At 71.4% G+C, this 17,008-nt stretch carries 19 protein-coding genes; 10 read left to right on the top strand and 9 right to left on the bottom strand.

The genetic code is table 11. The features are described 5' to 3' along the window. Window positions 1-28: 28 nt before the first annotated feature. Window positions 29-592, top strand: a complete 564-nt coding sequence (locus ACWEVS_RS41565) for a TetR/AcrR family transcriptional regulator (RefSeq protein ID WP_452412561.1) — start codon at window positions 29-31, stop codon at window positions 590-592. Between the two features lie 3 nt (window positions 593-595). Here the strand turns inward: ACWEVS_RS41565 and ACWEVS_RS41560 are convergent, their stop codons facing one another. The 3 genes from ACWEVS_RS41560 to ACWEVS_RS41550 are packed head-to-tail and all read right to left on the bottom strand — an operon-like array spanning window position 596 to window position 3,971. Next, window positions 596-1,642 carry an acyl-CoA dehydrogenase family protein gene (locus tag ACWEVS_RS41560; protein WP_452556353.1) on the bottom strand — a complete coding sequence of 349 codons (1,047 nt, stop codon included), beginning with the start codon at window positions 1,640-1,642 and terminating at the stop codon, window positions 596-598. Continuing rightward, window positions 1,639-2,778, bottom strand: a complete 1,140-nt coding sequence (locus ACWEVS_RS41555) for an acyl-CoA dehydrogenase family protein (protein ID WP_452556351.1) — start codon at window positions 2,776-2,778, stop codon at window positions 1,639-1,641. The genes ACWEVS_RS41560 and ACWEVS_RS41555 overlap by 4 nt, the downstream gene beginning before the upstream one ends. After that, on the bottom strand, window positions 2,769-3,971 hold the full coding sequence (locus ACWEVS_RS41550; protein WP_452556349.1) for an acyl-CoA dehydrogenase family protein: 1,203 nt from the start codon (window positions 3,969-3,971) through the stop codon (window positions 2,769-2,771). Before ACWEVS_RS41550 ends, ACWEVS_RS41555 begins: the two co-directional genes overlap by 10 nt. 107 nt (window positions 3,972-4,078) lie before the next feature. On the opposite strand from ACWEVS_RS41550, the gene ACWEVS_RS41545 reads away from it, so the two are divergent. Continuing rightward, complete coding sequence (locus tag ACWEVS_RS41545; protein ID WP_449917477.1) at window positions 4,079-4,666, top strand: GNAT family N-acetyltransferase; 588 nt, start codon at window positions 4,079-4,081, stop codon at window positions 4,664-4,666. Between the two features lie 94 nt (window positions 4,667-4,760). Here the strand turns inward: ACWEVS_RS41545 and ACWEVS_RS41540 are convergent, their stop codons facing one another. Further along, complete coding sequence (locus ACWEVS_RS41540; protein ID WP_452412556.1) at window positions 4,761-5,363, bottom strand: TetR/AcrR family transcriptional regulator; 603 nt, start codon at window positions 5,361-5,363, stop codon at window positions 4,761-4,763. A 75-nt stretch (window positions 5,364-5,438) separates the two neighbouring features. Between ACWEVS_RS41540 and ACWEVS_RS41535 the strand changes: the two genes are divergently transcribed. Beyond that, window positions 5,439-6,632 carry an FAD-dependent monooxygenase gene (locus ACWEVS_RS41535; protein WP_452556347.1) on the top strand — a complete coding sequence of 398 codons (1,194 nt, stop codon included), beginning with the start codon at window positions 5,439-5,441 and terminating at the stop codon, window positions 6,630-6,632. On the opposite strand, the gene ACWEVS_RS41530 is transcribed toward ACWEVS_RS41535, so the two are convergent. The 3 genes from ACWEVS_RS41530 to ACWEVS_RS41520 form a co-directional block, all read right to left on the bottom strand. Continuing rightward, complete coding sequence (locus tag ACWEVS_RS41530) at window positions 6,535-7,419, bottom strand: hypothetical protein (RefSeq protein ID WP_452412554.1); 885 nt, start codon at window positions 7,417-7,419, stop codon at window positions 6,535-6,537. The genes ACWEVS_RS41535 and ACWEVS_RS41530 overlap by 98 nt on opposite strands. Before the next feature lie 74 nt (window positions 7,420-7,493). After that, on the bottom strand, window positions 7,494-7,856 hold the full coding sequence (locus ACWEVS_RS41525; RefSeq protein WP_452556345.1) for a VOC family protein: 363 nt from the start codon (window positions 7,854-7,856) through the stop codon (window positions 7,494-7,496). A 35-nt stretch (window positions 7,857-7,891) separates the two neighbouring features. Next, window positions 7,892-8,533: a TetR/AcrR family transcriptional regulator gene (locus tag ACWEVS_RS41520; RefSeq protein WP_452556343.1), complete on the bottom strand. Its 642-nt coding sequence runs from the start codon at window positions 8,531-8,533 to the stop codon at window positions 7,892-7,894. 78 nt (window positions 8,534-8,611) lie between these two features. On the opposite strand from ACWEVS_RS41520, the gene ACWEVS_RS41515 reads away from it, so the two are divergent. From ACWEVS_RS41515 to ACWEVS_RS41500, 4 genes are all read left to right on the top strand, one after another. Further along, on the top strand, window positions 8,612-9,595 hold the full coding sequence (locus ACWEVS_RS41515; RefSeq protein WP_452556341.1) for an SDR family NAD(P)-dependent oxidoreductase: 984 nt from the start codon (window positions 8,612-8,614) through the stop codon (window positions 9,593-9,595). Between the two features lie 160 nt (window positions 9,596-9,755). Next, on the top strand, window positions 9,756-10,634 hold the full coding sequence (locus tag ACWEVS_RS41510) for a DMT family transporter (protein WP_354913745.1): 879 nt from the start codon (window positions 9,756-9,758) through the stop codon (window positions 10,632-10,634). Window positions 10,635-10,714: 80 nt separating this feature from the next. Continuing rightward, window positions 10,715-12,904: an accessory Sec system translocase SecA2 gene (gene secA2, locus ACWEVS_RS41505; protein ID WP_452556338.1), complete on the top strand. Its 2,190-nt coding sequence runs from the start codon at window positions 10,715-10,717 to the stop codon at window positions 12,902-12,904. An 84-nt stretch (window positions 12,905-12,988) separates the two neighbouring features. Continuing rightward, on the top strand, window positions 12,989-13,339 hold the full coding sequence (locus ACWEVS_RS41500; RefSeq protein ID WP_354913749.1) for a PRC-barrel domain containing protein: 351 nt from the start codon (window positions 12,989-12,991) through the stop codon (window positions 13,337-13,339). A gap of 60 nt (window positions 13,340-13,399) precedes the next feature. Here the strand turns inward: ACWEVS_RS41500 and ACWEVS_RS41495 are convergent, their stop codons facing one another. Then, window positions 13,400-13,996: a nucleotidyltransferase family protein gene (locus ACWEVS_RS41495; RefSeq protein WP_354913751.1), complete on the bottom strand. Its 597-nt coding sequence runs from the start codon at window positions 13,994-13,996 to the stop codon at window positions 13,400-13,402. Between the two features lie 60 nt (window positions 13,997-14,056). Between ACWEVS_RS41495 and ACWEVS_RS41490 the strand changes: the two genes are divergently transcribed. The 3 genes from ACWEVS_RS41490 to ACWEVS_RS41480 all read left to right on the top strand — a co-directional run bounded on the left by ACWEVS_RS41490 (window position 14,057) and on the right by ACWEVS_RS41480 (window position 15,208). Continuing rightward, on the top strand, window positions 14,057-14,518 hold the full coding sequence (locus ACWEVS_RS41490; RefSeq protein WP_452556336.1) for a DUF1360 domain-containing protein: 462 nt from the start codon (window positions 14,057-14,059) through the stop codon (window positions 14,516-14,518). Continuing rightward, window positions 14,515-14,997 carry a DUF6328 family protein gene (locus ACWEVS_RS41485; protein ID WP_449917500.1) on the top strand — a complete coding sequence of 161 codons (483 nt, stop codon included), beginning with the start codon at window positions 14,515-14,517 and terminating at the stop codon, window positions 14,995-14,997. The genes ACWEVS_RS41490 and ACWEVS_RS41485 overlap by 4 nt, the downstream gene beginning before the upstream one ends. A gap of 61 nt (window positions 14,998-15,058) precedes the next feature. Continuing rightward, window positions 15,059-15,208 (top strand): GPGG-motif small membrane protein, encoded by a 150-nt coding sequence (locus ACWEVS_RS41480; protein ID WP_164903902.1) that lies wholly within the window; start codon window positions 15,059-15,061, stop codon window positions 15,206-15,208. 246 nt (window positions 15,209-15,454) lie between these two features. Here the strand turns inward: ACWEVS_RS41480 and ACWEVS_RS41475 are convergent, their stop codons facing one another. Beyond that, window positions 15,455-17,005: a membrane dipeptidase gene (locus tag ACWEVS_RS41475; protein ID WP_452556334.1), complete on the bottom strand. Its 1,551-nt coding sequence runs from the start codon at window positions 17,003-17,005 to the stop codon at window positions 15,455-15,457. Window positions 17,006-17,008: the final 3 nt, after the last annotated feature.

Here is a 17,008-nt window from a genome sequence, read left to right as displayed (position 1 = left end):
TCTCAGTTAGGTGCTGTAGCGTCGGCGCATGACAGTCAGGCGGTTGCGGGCGGACGCCGAGCGCAGCGTGCGAGCGATCATGGCGGCCGCCGAGCGGCTGTTCCGCGAGAACCCCTCGGCCACGATGGAGCAGATCGCCGAGGCGGCGGGGGTCGCGCGGGCCACGATCCACCGGCGCTTCGCCAGCCGTGAGGCGCTCATCGAGGCGATGGAGCTGGCCGCGTGGCGCGAGCTCGACGCGATCGTCGAGGCCGCGCGCCCGCAGACCGCTCCCCCACTGGTCGCCCTCCACCAGGCGACGGCGGCGATCCTCGAGGTCAAACCGGGATGGCGGTTCACCCTGGCCGGCCCCGTGCCGATGGGCGCCGAGGCCAGGCAGGTGCAGGAGAGCGTGATGGGCAAGTGCGACGCGGTGTTCGCCAGGGCGCGGGACACCGGGCTGCTGCGCCCCGAGACGGACGTGGCCTGGGTACGGCAGGCCTACCTGGCGCTGCTGACCGAGACCGCGCACACGGCGCCCGACGACGCCGACCCCGACGCCCTGGCCGCCCGCCTGCTCGACACCCTCCTGTACGGCGTCGCGGCGCGTTGACGATCAGGCGGGAGCCGGCAGATCTGCGAGCCCGGCCAGCGCGTCCCTGTGGTCACCCGGCGTGCCGAGCGCGATCTCGGTGGACTTGGCGCGCTTGAGGTACAGGTGGATGGGATGCTCCCAGGTCATCCCGATGCCGCCGTGCAGTTGCACCGCCTCCTCCGCCGCGTGCACCGCCACGCCCGCGTTCCAGGCCTGCGCGACCGCGGCCGACACCGGGTCGGCGGCGGTGGCCGCGCGGGCCGCGGCCCTGGCCCTGACGACGTCCAGCCACAGGTCGGCGAGCCGGTGCTTGATCGCCTGGAAGGACCCGACGGGCCTGGCGAACTGGTAGCGCTCCTTGACGTAGGCGAGCGTCGTCTCCAGGCACCACTCGGCCACGCCGAGCTGCTCGGAGGCCAGCAGCCCCGCCCCGAAGCGCAGCGTCTCCGCCAGGTCCAACGCGCCCAGCGGTTCGGCCGCGGCGCCGTCCAGGGTGACGTTCGAGAGCGGCCTGGTCAGGTCGAGCGACGGCACCACCTCGACGCGGGCGCCGGCCGCGCGGACCGCGTGCAGGACGCCGCCGGCCGGCACCAGCAACACGTCGGCCACGTCGGCGCCTGCCACGCCGCGGACCTGCCCGCTCAGCCTCCCGCCGCTCAGGGTGACCCCGGAGGGGACCTCCCGGTACGGCGTGGCCGCGAACGGCACGGCGAGGGCCGCGGTGCTCTCGCCCTCCGCCATCGCGCCCAGCGGGCCGGCGGCGCCCACCTGGAGGAGGGCGTGGGTGGCCAGCACCGCGCTGGTGAAGAACGGGACCGGCGCCACCGCCCTGCCCAGTTCCTCCAGCACGACCGCGGCCTCCCTCGCGGAGGCGCCCGCTCCGCCGTACTGCTCGGGGATCAGCAGCCCGGCCACGCCGATGTCTCGCGCCAGCGTCTTCCACAGCCCGAGGTCGCAGGGCTCGCCCTCCACCCTGGCCGGCGCCGCGGACGGCGGGCAGCGGTCGGCGAGCACGGCGCGGACGGTGGCCCGCAGCTCGTCCTCGACGTCGGTGTAGAGCAGCGTCATCGCGGCAGGTCCTTCCAGGGCACGTCCTTGTCGGCGCGGGGTTCGGAGGGCAGGCCGAGCACGCGCTCGGCGATGATGTTGCGCAGGATCTCCGAGGTGCCGCCCTCGATCGAGTTGCCCTTGGCCCGCAGGTAGCGGTAGCCGGGGCCGCGGCCGAGGAAGTCGACCGAGTCGGAGCGGCGGAAGGCCCAGTCGTCGTAGCCGAGGTCGCGGTGGAACTCCACCTCGAATCCGGTCAGCGCCTGGTTGAGCCTGGCGAACGACAGTTTCATGCCCGAGCCCTCCGGGCCGGGCTGTCCCGCGGCGAGCTGCTCGCGCAGCCGTACCCCTGACAGGCGGGTGACCTCGGCCTCCACCCACAGCGCGAGCAGGCGCTGGTGCAGGTCGTGGGTGCGCAGCACGGGGTGTTCGCGCCAGGCGTCGGCGACCAGCCCGATCATGCCGCCGCCCTGGCGGACGGGTCCGCCGCCGATGGCCACGCGCTCGTTCATGAGCGTGGTCTGGGCGACCCGCCAGCCGTCGCCGACCTCGCCGAGGCGCAGGTCGTCGGAGAGCCGCACCCCGGTGAGGAAGACCTCGTTGAACTCGGCCTCTCCGGTGATCTGCCGCAGCGGGCGCACCTCGACGCCGGGGGCGCGCATGTCGCAGATGAAGTACGTCAGGCCGCGGTGCTTGGGCAGGTCGGGGTCGGTCCTGGCGACGAGGATGGCCCAGCGGGCGTGGTGGGCGCCCGAGGTCCACACCTTCTGACCGTCGACGACCCATTCGTCGCCGTCCTTGACGGCTCGCGTCGCGAGCGTGGCCAGGTCCGAGCCCGCGCCGGGCTCGCTGAACAGCTGGCACCAGATCTCCTCGCCCGTCCACAACGGGCGCAGGAAGCGCTTCTTCTGCTCCTCGGTGCCGAAGGCGAGGATGGTGGGCGCGGCCATGCCCAGGCCGATCGCCTGCACGCCGGTGTCGAGCTGCGGGGTGTGCGCGAGCGCGCGTTCGACCTCCTGCTGCGTCTCGCGGGGCGCGCCGAGCCCGCCCAGCCCGACGGGGAAGTGCACCCACGCCAGCCCCGCGTCGAATCTGGCGCGCAGGAACTCCAGGCGGTCGGAGGGAGCGTTCGCGAGGAACCTGTCGACTACATCCACTTCTTCAGCTCCCTGTGGGCGAGCGAACGCTTGTGCACCTCGTCGGGCCCGTCGGCGAAGCGCAGCGAGCGCACGCCCGCCCAGAGCCCGGCCAGCGGGAAGTCCTGGCTGACCCCGCCGGCGCCGTGCACCTGGATGGCCTTGTCGAGGATCCACTCCACGTCACGAGGAGTGGCGATCTTGATCGCCTGGATCTCGGTGTGGGCGCCCTTGTTGCCGACGGTGTCCATCAGCCAGGCGGTCTTCAGCACCAGCAGCCTGAGCTGCTCGACGCGCACCCTGGACTCGGCGATCCAGTCCTGGACCACCCCCTGCTCGGCGATGGTCCTGCCGAAGGCCGTACGGCTCAGCGAGCGCCTGCACATCAGCTCGATCGCCCGCTCGGCCATGCCGATCATGCGCATGCAGTGGTGGATACGGCCGGGGCCGAGCCTGGCCTGCGCGATCGCGAAGCCGCCGCCCTCCTCGCCGATCAGGTTCCCGGCAGGCACGCGCACGTCCTCGAAGACCACCTCGGCGTGGCCGCCGTGGTCGGCGTCGCTGTAGCCGAAGACGTGCATGCCGCGCTCGATGCGCAGGCCGGGGGTGTCGCGGGGAACGAGCACCATGCTCTGCCGGCGGTGCTTGGGCGCGTCGGGGTCGGTCTTGCCCATGACGATGAAGATCTTGCAGTCCGGGTTCATCGCGCCGGAGATGAACCACTTGCGGCCGTTGATGACGTACTCCGCGCCGTCCTTGACGATCCGGGTGGCGATGTTGGTCGCGTCGGAGGAGGCGACCTCGGGCTCGGTCATCGCGAACGCCGAGCGGATCTCGCCGTCGAGCAGCGGCTGCAGCCACTCCTTGCGCTGCCACTCGCTGCCGAACATCGACAGCACTTCCATGTTCCCCGTGTCGGGCGCGGCGCAGTTGGTCGCGGTCGGCGCGATGCGTGGGCTGCGGCCCATGATCTCGGCCAGCGGCGCGTACTGCAGGTTGGTGAGGCCGGCACCGTGCTCGCCGGGCAGGAAGAGGTTCCACAGCCCTCGCCTGCGGGCCTCCTCCTTCAGATCGGACATCAGCGGCGGGCTGCTCCAGCCGCCGGCCGCCGCCTGCTCCTCGAAGGCCTCCTCGGCCGGATAGACGAACTCGTCCATGAAGCGCAGCAGCCGCTCGCGCAGGTCCTCGGTGACGGTGTCGAAGGCGAAGTCCATGACCTGACCCTACCGACCGGCCGGTATGGGTGTCGACAAGTGGTCGCGAGGAAAACCGGCCGGGTGGCCATGACCGCAGGTGGGCGCCGCTCTGTACGGTGTGCCGCATGACCGTCAAGATGCCGACCGCCATCGTCCACGAGAACTCCGTCGTACGGCTCGAGCCGCTCACCCTCGGCCACATACCCGACCTGTTCGAGGCGGGCGGCGGTGACGACGAGGTGTGGCGCTGGCTGTCCGTCCCGACGCCGCGCACGCCGGACGAGCTCGCCGCGATCGCCGCCGAGATCATCGGCAGCGACAAGTACGCGGCGCACGCGGTCATCCCCCGGCACACCGGCAAGGCCGTCGGCTGGACGACCTACATCGACGTGCCCGGCTTCGACCAGAGCATCGAGATCGGCTGGACCTGGTACGGCCGGACGGTCTGGCGCACGGCGGTGAACACCAGCTGCAAGGTGCTGCTGATCGACCACGCCTTCGACGTGCTCGGCCACAACAGGGTGCAGCTGAAGACCGACCACCTGAACCTCAGGTCGCAGGCGGCGATCAGGCGGATCGGCGGGGTGCACGAAGGGACACTGCGGCGGAACAGGCAGCGGCCGGACGGGACGTGGCGGGACGCCGTGGTGTTCGGCATCCTGCCCGAGGAGTGGCCCGAGCACCGGGCCCGCCTCGTGTCCTCCTCCGCCTGAGCGCGCCGGTCACCCCGGCCACCCCGACCCGGGTGACACCGACCGCGGTCACCCCGGTCACCCTCCGTGCCGCCGCCGGGGTCAGGGCGAGCGCTCAGGACAGCATGCCGGACAGGAACTCGCCGATCCCCGCCCGCAGGTCCTCCGGCGTCGGCGTCGTACCGGCCCCCGCGATGGCGTCGAACATGACGCCCTCGCCGTAGGCGACCAGTTGCCGCCCGTGCCGTTCCGGATCCGGCGATCCCGCCGCGGCCAGCAGGGCGACGGCGGGGGCCCGGAAGCGGGCGCCCGCCCTGTCGTAGATCTCCCGTAGCTCGGGACGGCGGGTCGCCTCCAGGGCCAGCTCGTAGCGGGCGAGGGTCCTGCGGCGGTCGGCGAACAGGCCCCAGAGCACCTCGGCGATCACGCCCGCCAGATCGTCGCGATCCAGCGGCTCCTCCGCCGCGGACTCGGTGAGCCGACCTTCACCCGGCCACTCCACCGGCAGGGCGGCCGCCGGGGACATCGCCGTCGACTCCAGCTCGGTCAGGCGTTGCAACGTCAGCTCCAGCAGCGCCGCCCTGGTCCGCGCCAGGTTGGAGGTCGACCCCGGAGGAAGGCCGGCGAACTCGTCCACCGCGCGGTGGGTCAGCCCGCGCATGCCGCGCTCGGCGAGCAGGGTGATCGCCGCCTCCGCGACGGCCTCCGAACGTCTCATGTGACCGAGACTACACTTGTAGTTGAAACTACGGCTGTAGTACCGTCCGAACTACAGCCGTAGTGAGGAGTGGACATGTCGAAGGCAGTCGTGATCGGCGCGGGGATCGGCGGCCTGGCCGCGGCCATCGCGCTGGAGCAACGCGGATGGGACGTCACCGTCCTGGAACGCGCGAAGGCGCTCGAACCGGTGGGCTCAGGGCTGGCGATCGCGGCCAACGCCCTCAAGGCACTCGACACCATCGGTCTCGGCGACGAGGTCCGCCGGCTGTCACGGATCCAGGGCAAGGGCGGCATCAGGACGCCGAGCGGCCGCTGGCTGGCCCACACCACCGAGGAACGGGCCACCGCCAGGTACGGCGACTCGGTGGTCGTCATGCTGCGGGCCACGCTCATGGACCTGCTCGCCGACCGGGTGAAGGATCTACGGCTCGGCACGGCCGTCACCGCCGTCGACGCCGGCACCGGCGAGGTCCGCGCCGAAAGCACCCCGGCCGGCCCCGCCTCCGGGGCCACGGGCACGGACGGCATCGCGTTCGAGGCCGACCTGGTGATCGGGGCGGACGGCATCCACTCGGCCACGCGCACCACGCTCTTCCCCGGCCACCCCGCCCCCGTCTACTCGGGCGTGACCGCCTGGCGGGCCCTGATGCCCCATCCGGGCGGCACCGTCCAGAGCGCCGAGACGTGGGGAAGGGGCCAGATCGTGGGTGTCCTCCCGCTGGCCGGGGACCTGGTCTACCTCTACGCCACCGACCTGTCGCCAGCGGGAGCCGTCCATGGGGACGAGCGCGCGGAACTGCTGCGCAGGTTCGGGAGCTGGCACGAGCCGGTGCCCGCGCTGCTGGAGTCCGTCGCCCCGGAGAAGGTGATCCGCAACGACGTCTGCTTCCTCGACACCCCGCTGCCCGCCATGCACCGCGGCCGGGTGGCGCTCGTCGGCGACGCCGCGCATCCCATGACGCCGAACCTCGGCCAGGGCGCCTGCCAGGCGATCGAGGACGCGGTCGTCCTGGCGGCCAACACCGGCGACCTCGCCGCCTACACCGCGGCCAGGCTGGAGCGCACCTCGATGGTGGTGGCCCGGTCGATGAAGCTCTGCCGCATGACCAAGCTCCGCCACCCGCTCGCCGTACGGCTGCGCGACACGGGCATGTCGCTGGCGGCCAGGTTCAGCTCCGATCTGATGCTGCGGTCGATGGATGAGGTACTGGGATGGACACCTCAGGACTCGGCCGGGAGTGGTCGGGGGCCAGCCGTCCCAGCGTGATCGTCCCTGCGATGGTCAGCGCCGCGGCCAGCAGCGCGGGCACGGCCGTCGACGGCGAGGTGGGCAGCGGCTCGCCGAGCAGGATCGCCCCCGCGAGCACCGAGGTGACCGGGTCGATGACCTGCACGCCCGCGTAGGCGACGCCGAAGTAGCCGACCGCGTAGGAGCGCTGGAGCAGCACCACCGCGAAGACCAGCATCACCGGGATGACCAGCGTGAACCAGTGGAGGAGCCGGGAGAGGTCGCCGTGCAGACCGGCGCCGACCACCCGCACGAACGTCGACACGCTGGCGGTCACCACCCCCGCCCCGACCGACAGCAGCAGCGCCTTGGTGGCGCCCTGCGATCTGGCCGCGGCCGCGTTCGAGACCAGTACGATCAGCCCGATCACCGCGAGGAAGCCCAGCGCGGCGGGGGTGGACAGTTCGGGGGTCACGTTGGTGTGCGGGACCAGCAGCGTCAGCCAGAGCAGGCCGACCGCGACGGCGATGGATCCGAGGATCTCGGCCCGGTACGGCTTGCGGCCGTACAGGTAGGCGGCCAGCGGCACGGCGAACACGAGTGTCGCCACGGACACCGGCTGCACGACCACCAGCGGCGCGAAGCTCAGCGCCACGGCGTGCAGGCTGGCGCCGGTGAAGCCGATGACGCCGCCGATCCACCAGCGGGGCCGCTTGACCAGCTTGAGCGAGGCGCCGGCGGCGACGGCCTCGAACTGCTGCAGCGCCGCGCCGATCGCGTATCCCAGTGCCCCAGCGAGGGCGATGATCAGGCCGACCCAGGTCATGGGCGCCCACGCAGGGGCATGTTCACGAGCATTCCTCCAGCTTAGGGTGCCCGCCGCGGCCCTTGAATCAGACTTTAGGAGGACCTCTCCGGACATACACAGAACAGATGCCCCTCGGGGTCCTGCATGACGACCCATCCGTCACCGGGTTGGAAGTCGGGCCTGGTGGCGCCCATGGCCTCGTACTCCTCGACCGCCTTGGCCACGTCCGGAACCCTGAAGTCGAGGTGGAACTGCTTGTCGTCGCTGGGCCATGCGGGGGCCCGGTATCCCGGGATGCGGCCGAAGTAGATGGTCGTGGCGCCGTCGCTCACGGCGGAGTACTCGGGTTCGGCGACCTGGATGCCGAGACCGGTGACCTGGCTCCAGAACTCGGCCATGCGGACGGGGTCATCGCAGTCGATGGTGAACGCGATGAGGTTTGCCTTCGTTGTCATGCGCTCAGTCTTCACGTCATACCTGTCAGCTCGTGTCAGGTACACGAGGATTCGTCCCGAGGGCCGCTCATGTGCTGCCGGCGGCAGCACATGACCAGGTCCACGGCCTGCCGCATCGCACGCCGTACCCCTTCGGGAGAGTCGCCACGCGCCAGAGCGGCCAGCGTCGCGGCGCTCACCGCACCGATCACGCCACCCACCAGCGCGGCGGCACCGATCGGGTCAAGCTGGTCCGGGTAGGCCTCGTGCAGCGCCCCGGCCACCTCGTCCTGCGCGGCGAGGTATCGCTGGAGCACGCGCGCCTGCAGCACCGGAGACGAGGCGGCCAGGCGGACCCGTAGCGCCGCGAGCCCGCTGGCCAGATCACCGTCCCAGCTGTTGGCGATCATCCGCTCCGTCGCCCGCAGGAGGACGTCGGGATACCCCTCGGCTGGATCGCGCTCGGCGATCACCCGCAGGGCGAGGTCGATCCGCACGTCGGCGTCGGCGAAGAGCACGTCCTCCTTCGCCTGGAAGTGGAGGAAGAAGGTGCGCGTGGACACCTCGGCCGCCTCGGCGATCTCGGCCACGGTGACGTCCTCGTAGCCCTTGTCCTCGAACAGGTGGACCGCCGCGTCGATCAGGGCCTGCCGCGTGCGCAGCTTCTTGCGCTCCCGCAACCCGAGGCTCTCCTTCATGGCGCCATCCTATTGCATTCCATGCATTGCTTCATGCTATGTATTGATGCATCGAATGTAGCGAGCTGGAGGTCACCCATGGGACACCTGGACGGACGCGTCGTGCTCATCACCGGCGCCGGGCGGGGCATCGGGCGAGAGGAGGCGCTGCACTTCGCCGCCGAGGGCGCCAAGGTCGTGGTCAACGACCCCGGCGTGGCCATCGACGGCTCCGGTGGCGACTCCGGCGTGGCGGCCGCGGTGGTCGAGGAGATCGTCGCCCGCGGCGGGCAGGCCGTGGCCAGCACCGACAGCGTCGCCGACTGGGACGGCGCGCGGCGCATGGTGGACACGGCCCTGCAGGTCTTCGGCGACCTCCACGTCGTCGTCAACAACGCGACCATCGAGCGCAACCGGGCGCTCGCCGACCTGACGGAGGAGGAGTTCGACGACGTCGTCGCCGTGAAGCTGAAGGGCACGTTCGCGGTCACGCGGTGGGCGGCCCGGTACTGGCGCGAACGATTCGAGGCCGGGGTCCGCGTCGACCGGGCCGTCGTCAACACCTCCTCGGGCTCCGGCCTGCTCAACCCGCTGCCCACCCAGGCCTCCTACGCGGCCGGCAACGCGGGCGTCGCGGCGCTGACCATCGTGGGAGCGCTCGAACTCGGCCGGTACGGCGTGCGAGTCAACTGCCTGTCCCCCTCCATGGCCCGCACCCGGCTCACCCTCGACGTCCCCGGCATGCGCGAGGAACCGTCCGCGGACGGCTTCGACCCGTTGCACCCCTCCACCAGCGCGCCCGTCGCCGCCTACCTGGCAAGCGCCGCGTGCCCGCTCACCGGTCAGGTGCTCTCGGTCCGCGGCGGGTCGGTCGCGGTCAACCACGGATGGTCGCGCGGCGGGCACGTGCGAAAGGAGGGCCGGTGGACCGTCGGCGAACTGGCCGAGAAGCTGCCGGCGGTGCCGATGGACGACCCCTTCGGCAAGCTCGCCGACGCCCTCGGCGGCGCCCTCGGCCCGGACGGGCGCGCCAGGATCCAGGAGATGATCGACGCGCTGCTCGACCAGGAGGGCAGGCGGTAGGGTGAGTCCCGTGCCGTTCTTCATCATCTCTCCGCCCGCCGCGCGCTAGCGGGCGGCCTCTCTCCTGATCTCTCCGGATCTACGGGAACCACGGGATCCGGCGGTGGTTGCTGCCCGCGTACGGGCCGAACGTCGACAACCACTCCATCCGGAGAAATCAATGACGCAAGTTTCCGTACGGCGCGGCGTGCTGTACGTCTCCGTGGCCGCGGCCGCCTGGGGCACCGGCGGCGCGGCGGGCTCCCTGCTCTTCCAGTCCGCCGGGATGGGGCCGATCGGGGTGTCGCTCTGGCGCTACCTGCTCGGCGCGCTCTTCCTGCTCTTCCTCATCCGGCGCCGGCCCCGCCCGCACGGCAGGCTCCTGCTCGTGGGAGCGGGGATGGCGGTGTACCAGACCGCCTACTTCGCGGCGATCTCCTCCTCGGGCGTGGCCGTCGCGACGGTCGTCACGATGGGCGCGACCCCGCTGTTCACCGCGCTCGGCGGGCGGCTGTTCCTCGGCGAACGGCTCGACCGGGTGGGCGCCGTCTGCGTGGGCGCCGCCCTGGCGGGGCTGGTCATGCTGACCGGCGAGACGGCGCTGGACGGCACGACCGCCCAGACCGGGGCGGGGGCGCAGACGCCGGCCGGGATCGGGTTCGCCCTGCTCTCGGCCGCCGGATACGCCGCGGTCACCCTCCACTCCCGGCGGCACCACGACGACCCGTACGGCACCGCGGTCGGCGGGTTCGCCGTCGGCGCGCTCTGCCTGGCCCCCTTCGCCCTGGTCGACGGGGTGCTGCCGCAGGTCACGCTGCCCACCGTCGGCCTGCTCCTCTACCTCGGCGCGGTGCCGACCGCCCTGGCGTACGGGCTGTACTTCAGGAGCCTGTCGGCGCTCAGGGCGACCACCGTCTCGGTGATCTCCCTCGGCGAGGCGGTCGGCGCGGCGGCCCTCGGCGTGCTGGTGTTCGGCGAGCGGCTGACCGTGCTCACCACGGCGGGCTGCCTCGTCCTGCTCGCCGCGGTGATCACACTGACCGTTCACGAACGCGGATGAGCTAGTGTCCGGTACGGCGGCGTCCGCCGTACCGGACAGGTCCGGGAACCGGTGCCGACCGAGCGCTCGTTGGAGGATTCGTGGCGTCGTTTTCCGGGTTTTTCAGGAACATCCTGGACCGGCCAGGTGGCCTGAACCTGTCCCCGTACAGGAAGATCGTCGATGCGGCGGGCAAGCTGTCCTATCCCGGCGAGCTGCCCCGGCCGAGGACGGACAACCTGGCCGAGTTCTGCGCCGTGGCGCGCGAGGCGGCCGACCGGACGCTGGGGCTCAGGCCGTACGACGTGCAGCTGCTCGGCACCGTGGCGCTGCTCCACGGTCACGTGGCCGAGATGGCCACCGGCGAGGGCAAGACGCTGTCGGGCGCGATGGCCGCGGCCGGATACGCGCTGCAGGGCAAGCGGGTCCACGTGATCTCGGTCAACGACTACCTGGCACGGCGTGACGCCGAGTGGATGGCGCCGTTCTACGACGCGCTCGGCGTCACGGTCGGCTGGATCGACCAGAACTCCACGCACGAGGAGCGCCGCGAGGCCTACGCCAAGGACGTCTGCTACGGCCCGGTCAGCGAGATCGGGTTCGACGTGCTGCGCGACCGGATGCGCACCGACCCCGCCGACATCATCATGCCCGCGCCCGAGGTGGCGCTGGTCGACGAGGCCGACTCCGTCCTGGTGGACGAGGCGCGGGTGCCGCTGGTGCTGGCCGGCGCGGCCGACGCCGGCGACGCCGTACCGGAGATGGCGGAGCTGGTGCGCACCCTGGTCAGGGGCTACCACTACGAGATCGACGAGCAGGCCAGGAACGTCTTCCTGACGTCCAAGGGCGCCGACAGCGTGGAGTCGATCCTCGGCGTCGAGCTCTACGACGAGCACGAGCCCGGCACGCTCATCGAGCTGAACCTGGCGCTGCACGCGCACGCGCTGCTGACGCGCGACGTCGACTACATCGTCCGCGACGGCAAGGTCCAGCTCATCAACCCCTCGCGCGGCCGGGTGGCGCTGCTGCAGCGCTGGCCCGACGGGTTGCAGGCGGCGGTGGAGGCCAAGGAGGCGCTCTCGCCGACCGAGAAGGGCGAGATCCTCGACCAGCTCACCGTGCAGGGGCTGATCAGACGCTACCCGCAGGTGTGCGGCATGACCGGCACGGCGGTGGCGGTCAGCGAGCAGCTCGGCGAGTTCTACGACCTCAAGGTCGCCGTCATCCCGCCCAACAAGCCGTGCGTCAGGGAGGACGAGCCCGACCGCCTCTACCCGACCGAGCCCGACAGGGACGCGGCGCTGGTGGAGGAGATCCAGGCGATGCACGCCACGGGCCGGCCGATCCTCATCGGCACCCTCGACGTGGCCGCGTCGGAGCACCTCGCCAAGCTGCTGCAGCGGCGCGGCCTCGACCCCGTCGTCCTCAACGCCAAGAACGACGCGGAGGAGGCGGCGATCATCGCGCGCGCCGGCGAGCGCGAGGCCATCACCGTCTCCACCCAGATGGCCGGGCGCGGCACCGACATCCGTCTCGGCGAGGGCGTGGCGGAGCTGGGCGGCCTGTACGTGATCGGCTCCGGCAAGCACGTCAGCAGCCGGCTCGACGACCAGCTGCGCGGCCGCGCGGGACGCCAGGGCGACCCCGGCGGCTCGGTCTTCTTCGCCAGCATGGCCGACGACCTGGTCACCCAGTTCGTCCCCGGCGAGCGCCCGCCGCCCGCCGACCCCGACGGCGTGGTACGGCACCGCCGCGGCGCCTACCTCGTCGGCCACGCGCAGCGGGTCGCCGAAGGCGTCAACCTGGAGATCCACCGCAACACCTGGCGCTACACCCGCCTGCTCGAGCACCAGCGCGAGCTCATCCTGGAGTGGCGCGACAAGGTCCTGCACGGCGACTCCGCCGCCAAGGCGCTCGCCGAGGCCGATCCGGAGCGCTGGGCCGCCCTCGACGAGGAGACCCGCGACGAGACCGCCCGGCAGATCGTGCTGCACGCCATCGACACCTGCTGGACCGAGCACCTGGCCTTCCTGAGCGACCTGCGCGAGGGCATCCACCTGCGGGCGCTCGGCCGGATGAGCCCGGTGGACGAGTTCCAGCGCGAGGCCGTGGCGGAGTACAGGACGTTGCTGGCCGAGGTCGAGCGCCGCTCGCTGGAGTCCTTCGAGGCCCCGGCGCGCGACCTGAAGCGCCCGTCGGCGACGTGGACGTACATGGTGCAGGAGAACCCGTTCGGCACCGAGCTCGACCGCCTGCTGAAGCGGGTCACCTCGGCCCTGCGGCACGGCTGAGCGCCGGACGGGATTGACCCTCACTTCCGCGGGTAGAGGGGGCGGGCCCGAGAAAGACGAGCAGAAGAGAGGGAGAGAGCACCGATGGAGCTCTGGAACTATCGTCCTGACGTCTACGACCGCAACCAGAGCCTGGACCTGGCGGGATACCACGTCCACGCGACGGACGGGAAGATCGGGAAAGTCGACGAGGCCACCTACGAAGTGGGCGAGAGCTACGTGGTCATCGACACCGGTCCGTGGATCTTCGGTAAGAAGGTCATGCTGCCGGCTTCGGTGATCACGCGCATCGACCCGCAGGAGAGCATCGTCTACGTCTCCAGGACGAAGGAAGAGATCAAGGACGCGCCCGAGTTCGACGAGGGCACGTTCAAGGAGCCGGAGTACCGGCAGCGGCTGGGCGACTACTACGGCCGCTTCCCGCAGTCCTTCTGACCCAGGAGGCAGGAAGGGCCGCGCCCCAGGGCGCGGCCCTTCTCATGTCCGGAGGCGGGTTCAGGGCCAGGAGACGCTCATCCCCTTCTCCACCGGCTTCTCGATCACCCCCAGCCGCTCCAGCAGCGTCAGGAACGTCGACGCGTAGGGCGACGCCTCGACCACCGCCGCCACACGGCTCCAGTCGACCTGCTCGCGCATGGCCCTGACCTGGGGCAGCAGCCCGCCGTAGTCGCACGAGTGCTCGGACAGCGGCAGCAGCCAGGAGATCACCAGATCCGTCGCCTCCAGGACCGGCACGATCACCGCCGCCGCCACCAGCGGCTCGGCCCGTTCCAGCAGCCCCTCGGTGACCGGCCGGTAGGCCACCCTGAAGATCAGGTCCACCAGCCGTCCCTCGTCGTACGCCTTGACCAGCCAGTCCTCGGGCGGCCGCACCGTGTCGAACCCGGCGCGCGTCAGGGCGTCCAGCGCCGCGGGCGCGTCCTTCTCCAGGATCACGAAGTCCACGTCGTGCAGGGACGGCGCCGCCCCTCGCGCGTAGGCGGCGCAACCTCCGGCGAGCGCGTATCTGACGCCCGCGTCCTTGAGGCCGGAGCTGGCGCGTTTCAGGGTTTCCAGGATCGCGTCGGTGACCTCGTGACTGTGGCTGCCCATGGCACGGCACTACCCGATCGATCGGCGACTAGACCTGGCGGCAAGGGGTAGCGGGCCCCCATGACCGAGATCTCCGAGGGGTACGGCCGCCCGCTGAGCGGCTACGTCAAGATCATGGCGGCGTACGGCACAGCCGTGGCCGCCGCGGCCGCGCTGGCCGGGCTGAACGGCAAGCGCCCGCCCGACCGGCTCGGTCTGCTCGATCTCTTCCTGATGGGGGTGTGCACCCACCGCCTGTCGCGCACGCTGGCCAAGGATCCCGTGACGAGCCCGTTGCGCGCGCCGTTCACCACGTTCCAGGGTGTCAGCGGCCCGGCCGAGCTCAAGGAGGAGCCGCGCGACGCGATCGGCGAGCTGATGGCCTGCCCGTTCTGCCTGGCGCAGTGGGTGGCGACGGGCTACGCCGCCGGGCTCGTGCTCGCTCCCCGGCTGACCAGGCTGGTCGGCGCGACCATGACGGCGGTGGCCGTCTCCGACTGGCTGCAGTTCGGTTACGTGAAGCTCATGAAGGAGGCCGAGTGAGGCGGGAACGTCCGGAGCCCGGTGAGAGCCACAAGGAACGGGTGGACCGGGAGCTCGCCGAACTGTTACAGGGTCTGCGGGTGGCGGTCACGGGCGTGCAGGTGCTCTTCGCGTTCCTGCTGACGCTGCCGTTCCAGGCCGGCTTCCCCAAGGTCGACGCCGTGGGCAGGTGGTTGTTCTTCGTGTCGCTGATCGCGTCGGCGTTCGCCTCGGTCTGCTTCATCACGCCCGCCGCCCAGCACCGGTTGATCTTCAGGACCGGGTTGAAGGAGCGGATGCTGCAACGCGCCAACGGGCTGGGCGTGGCGGGCGCGATCCTCCTGCTGGTCGCCATGTCGAGCGCGGTCGCGCTGGTGACCGAAACCGTGATCGACAGCTGGCAGGCCGCGCTGTTCGGCGGTGCGGTGGCGGTGGCCGGCGGATGGTTCTGGCTGCTGCAGCCGCTGCTGGACCTCTACCGCACCCGGGGGTCGTCATAACCGAGCCCCTTCCCGGGCCGTTCGACGTTAGACGGCCTTCCTCAGGGGCAGCTTGGATGCCATGGCTACATTGCTTTGGATCATCGCAGTCATCCTCGTCATCGCCGGGATCTACGTGATCCTGGCCCGTCGCGACATCCTCTGGGGGATCGTCCTCATCGTCCTCGGATTCCTGGTCGGCCCCGGTGGTGTGAGCATCTTCAACGTCTGACCCTCGGGGCGGGACTCCGGTCCATGCCGCCCCGAGGCGACGCCTGTGATAGCCCCTGACGGGGCCGGTTCCCGGACCGTGACGGCCGGCTGAGGCCGTCCGGGCCAGGGCGCCGACCGTCGCCGGCGCGCGTCAGGGACGAGACGGCCGCGGAGCCGACCGGCTCCGCGGCCATGACCTGTCCGGGGGGTTGGACGACCCGTTCTTCGACCGTCAGCGGGCTGGGGGCGCCGTCAGGAACGCGCCTCAGCGCGCCGGTGGTGCCGTGGTCGCCTCCCACGTGCGCAGATAGGCCTCGGCACCGGAGGCGAGGTCGTCCACGAGCGGCTGGCCGCCCAGCTGTCTCAGGTCCTCGATCCAGTCGGGAACCAGGCCGTAGTGGGCGACGCCGTCCACGTTGTAGTCCCACACCCGCTCGCCGGTGCGCGGCCGGTCCAGCGTGAGGGAGCCGTCGGCGGTGGTGAACGGATAGGTCACGGTGCTTCCCGCCCGTGGCGCGGGAAGCGGGCCGAGCCCGTTGGCGTCCAGGCCGTAGCCGTAGCCGGGGCGGCCGATCTCCTGGCGCAGCGGCTGGGTGCGCCGCCACTCCGCGGCGAACTCCTCGGCGGCGTGGCCGTACTGGGTGACCATGCCGCCCAGACGGTAGATGCGCGGCAGGTAGGCCGGGTCGGCCCAGCTGTGGGAGGAGATGACGCCGGGATAGCGGGCGGCTTCGAGCAGGTCGAGCGTCTGGTCGGCGGCCTTGACGCTCATGTGGTCGATCTCGATCATCATGCCGCGCCGCATCATGCCCTCGACCATGTGGCGGCCGAGCGCGGTCAGCCCCTTGGGGTTGCAGTGCGGGGCGGGCGGGTAGACCGGCAGGCCGATGCCCGGTGGCAGCCAGCGCGCCAGGTCAGGAGGCAGGACGGCGGGCGAGATCGGGTTGTCGTGCTCGGGCCCGGTGCACTTCTCGACCTTCCAGAAGCTCCCCGACGACAGCAGGTTGCCCAGGTTGACGATCGCGCCCTGGGTGCCGGAGTCGAAGCGCACGCCGCACAGCGCGTTGTCGTACTTGTGGCAGACGAACATGCTGCGCACGCCCAGCGCGTACATCTCGTCGAGCCCGCGGTCGATCTGCGCCTTGGTGCAGTGCGGGACGCCGAGCGTGGTGCGGCAGCCGAACGGCTCGGAGGTCTCGATGCCGAGCACCACGGCCAGCTTGCCGGCCGTGATGACCTCGCGCGCCTCGGCGGGGCTCCTGACCACCCGGAACCAGCCGCGTCCCGGGCCGCCCGCCAGCGTGTCGATGTGGTCCTGCAGCTCGAACGTGCGCTGGGCCTCGCGCCTGATCGCCCACATCTCGTCGCACGGGTTGGTCTTCAGCGGGTAGATCTCGCACAGCTGCCGGTTGGCGACGAGATCGTTGACCATGACGCGCAGGCCGCCGCGCCAGGCGCGCTCGATCCATTCGTAGTAGGCCTGCTGGTGGGTGAGTGAGTCGTTGGCCGGCCAGTCCTTGAAGGTCGGCCAGCCGGTGGGGTCATGGGTGCCGGTCGGCGAGCCCGTCCTGGTGAAGTTCTCGAACCAGGCGGCTTCGCCGTTGGGGTAGTGGTCGAGGCAGTCGAGCAGGGCACGGGCGACGCCCGCGGGGTCGAACGGCTTGCCGCACAGCAGCTTGCCGCCGAACGCCTCGTAGGACATCAGGTGACTGTGCCCGTCGACGAACCCGCGGACGGGAGCGGAGGGCTGAGTGGGCGCGGCCATCGCGACCACGCACAGCAGGGCGAGTGAAGCCAGGACACGGCGTACGACCATGCA

The sequence above is a fragment of the Nonomuraea sp. NPDC003754 genome (assembly GCF_053605785.1).
This window is presented reverse-complemented; position numbering and strand designations above follow the sequence as displayed.

Excerpts from the sequence above, each read along its gene's own strand:
- ACWEVS_RS41535 (WP_452556347.1), top strand. The coding sequence starts at position 5,439 with ATGTCGAAGGCAGTCGTGATCGGCGCGGGGATCGGCGGCCTGGCCGCG.
- ACWEVS_RS41510 (WP_354913745.1), top strand. The coding sequence starts at position 9,756 with ATGACGCAAGTTTCCGTACGGCGCGGCGTGCTGTACGTCTCCGTGGCC.
- ACWEVS_RS41525 (WP_452556345.1), bottom strand. The coding sequence starts at position 7,856 with ATGACAACGAAGGCAAACCTCATCGCGTTCACCATCGACTGCGATGAC.
- ACWEVS_RS41475 (WP_452556334.1), bottom strand. The coding sequence starts at position 17,005 with ATGGTCGTACGCCGTGTCCTGGCTTCACTCGCCCTGCTGTGCGTGGTC.
- ACWEVS_RS41550 (WP_452556349.1), bottom strand. The coding sequence starts at position 3,971 with ATGGACTTCGCCTTCGACACCGTCACCGAGGACCTGCGCGAGCGGCTG.
- ACWEVS_RS41530 (WP_452412554.1), bottom strand. The coding sequence starts at position 7,419 with ATGACCTGGGTCGGCCTGATCATCGCCCTCGCTGGGGCACTGGGATAC.
- ACWEVS_RS41515 (WP_452556341.1), top strand. The coding sequence starts at position 8,612 with ATGGGACACCTGGACGGACGCGTCGTGCTCATCACCGGCGCCGGGCGG.
- ACWEVS_RS41500 (WP_354913749.1), top strand. The coding sequence starts at position 12,989 with ATGGAGCTCTGGAACTATCGTCCTGACGTCTACGACCGCAACCAGAGC.
- ACWEVS_RS41545 (WP_449917477.1), top strand. The coding sequence starts at position 4,079 with ATGACCGTCAAGATGCCGACCGCCATCGTCCACGAGAACTCCGTCGTA.
- ACWEVS_RS41565 (WP_452412561.1), top strand. The coding sequence starts at position 29 with ATGACAGTCAGGCGGTTGCGGGCGGACGCCGAGCGCAGCGTGCGAGCG.
- ACWEVS_RS41540 (WP_452412556.1), bottom strand. The coding sequence starts at position 5,363 with ATGAGACGTTCGGAGGCCGTCGCGGAGGCGGCGATCACCCTGCTCGCC.
- ACWEVS_RS41495 (WP_354913751.1), bottom strand. The coding sequence starts at position 13,996 with ATGGGCAGCCACAGTCACGAGGTCACCGACGCGATCCTGGAAACCCTG.
- ACWEVS_RS41520 (WP_452556343.1), bottom strand. The coding sequence starts at position 8,533 with ATGAAGGAGAGCCTCGGGTTGCGGGAGCGCAAGAAGCTGCGCACGCGG.
- ACWEVS_RS41560 (WP_452556353.1), bottom strand. The coding sequence starts at position 1,642 with ATGACGCTGCTCTACACCGACGTCGAGGACGAGCTGCGGGCCACCGTC.
- ACWEVS_RS41490 (WP_452556336.1), top strand. The coding sequence starts at position 14,057 with ATGACCGAGATCTCCGAGGGGTACGGCCGCCCGCTGAGCGGCTACGTC.
- ACWEVS_RS41480 (WP_164903902.1), top strand. The coding sequence starts at position 15,059 with ATGGCTACATTGCTTTGGATCATCGCAGTCATCCTCGTCATCGCCGGG.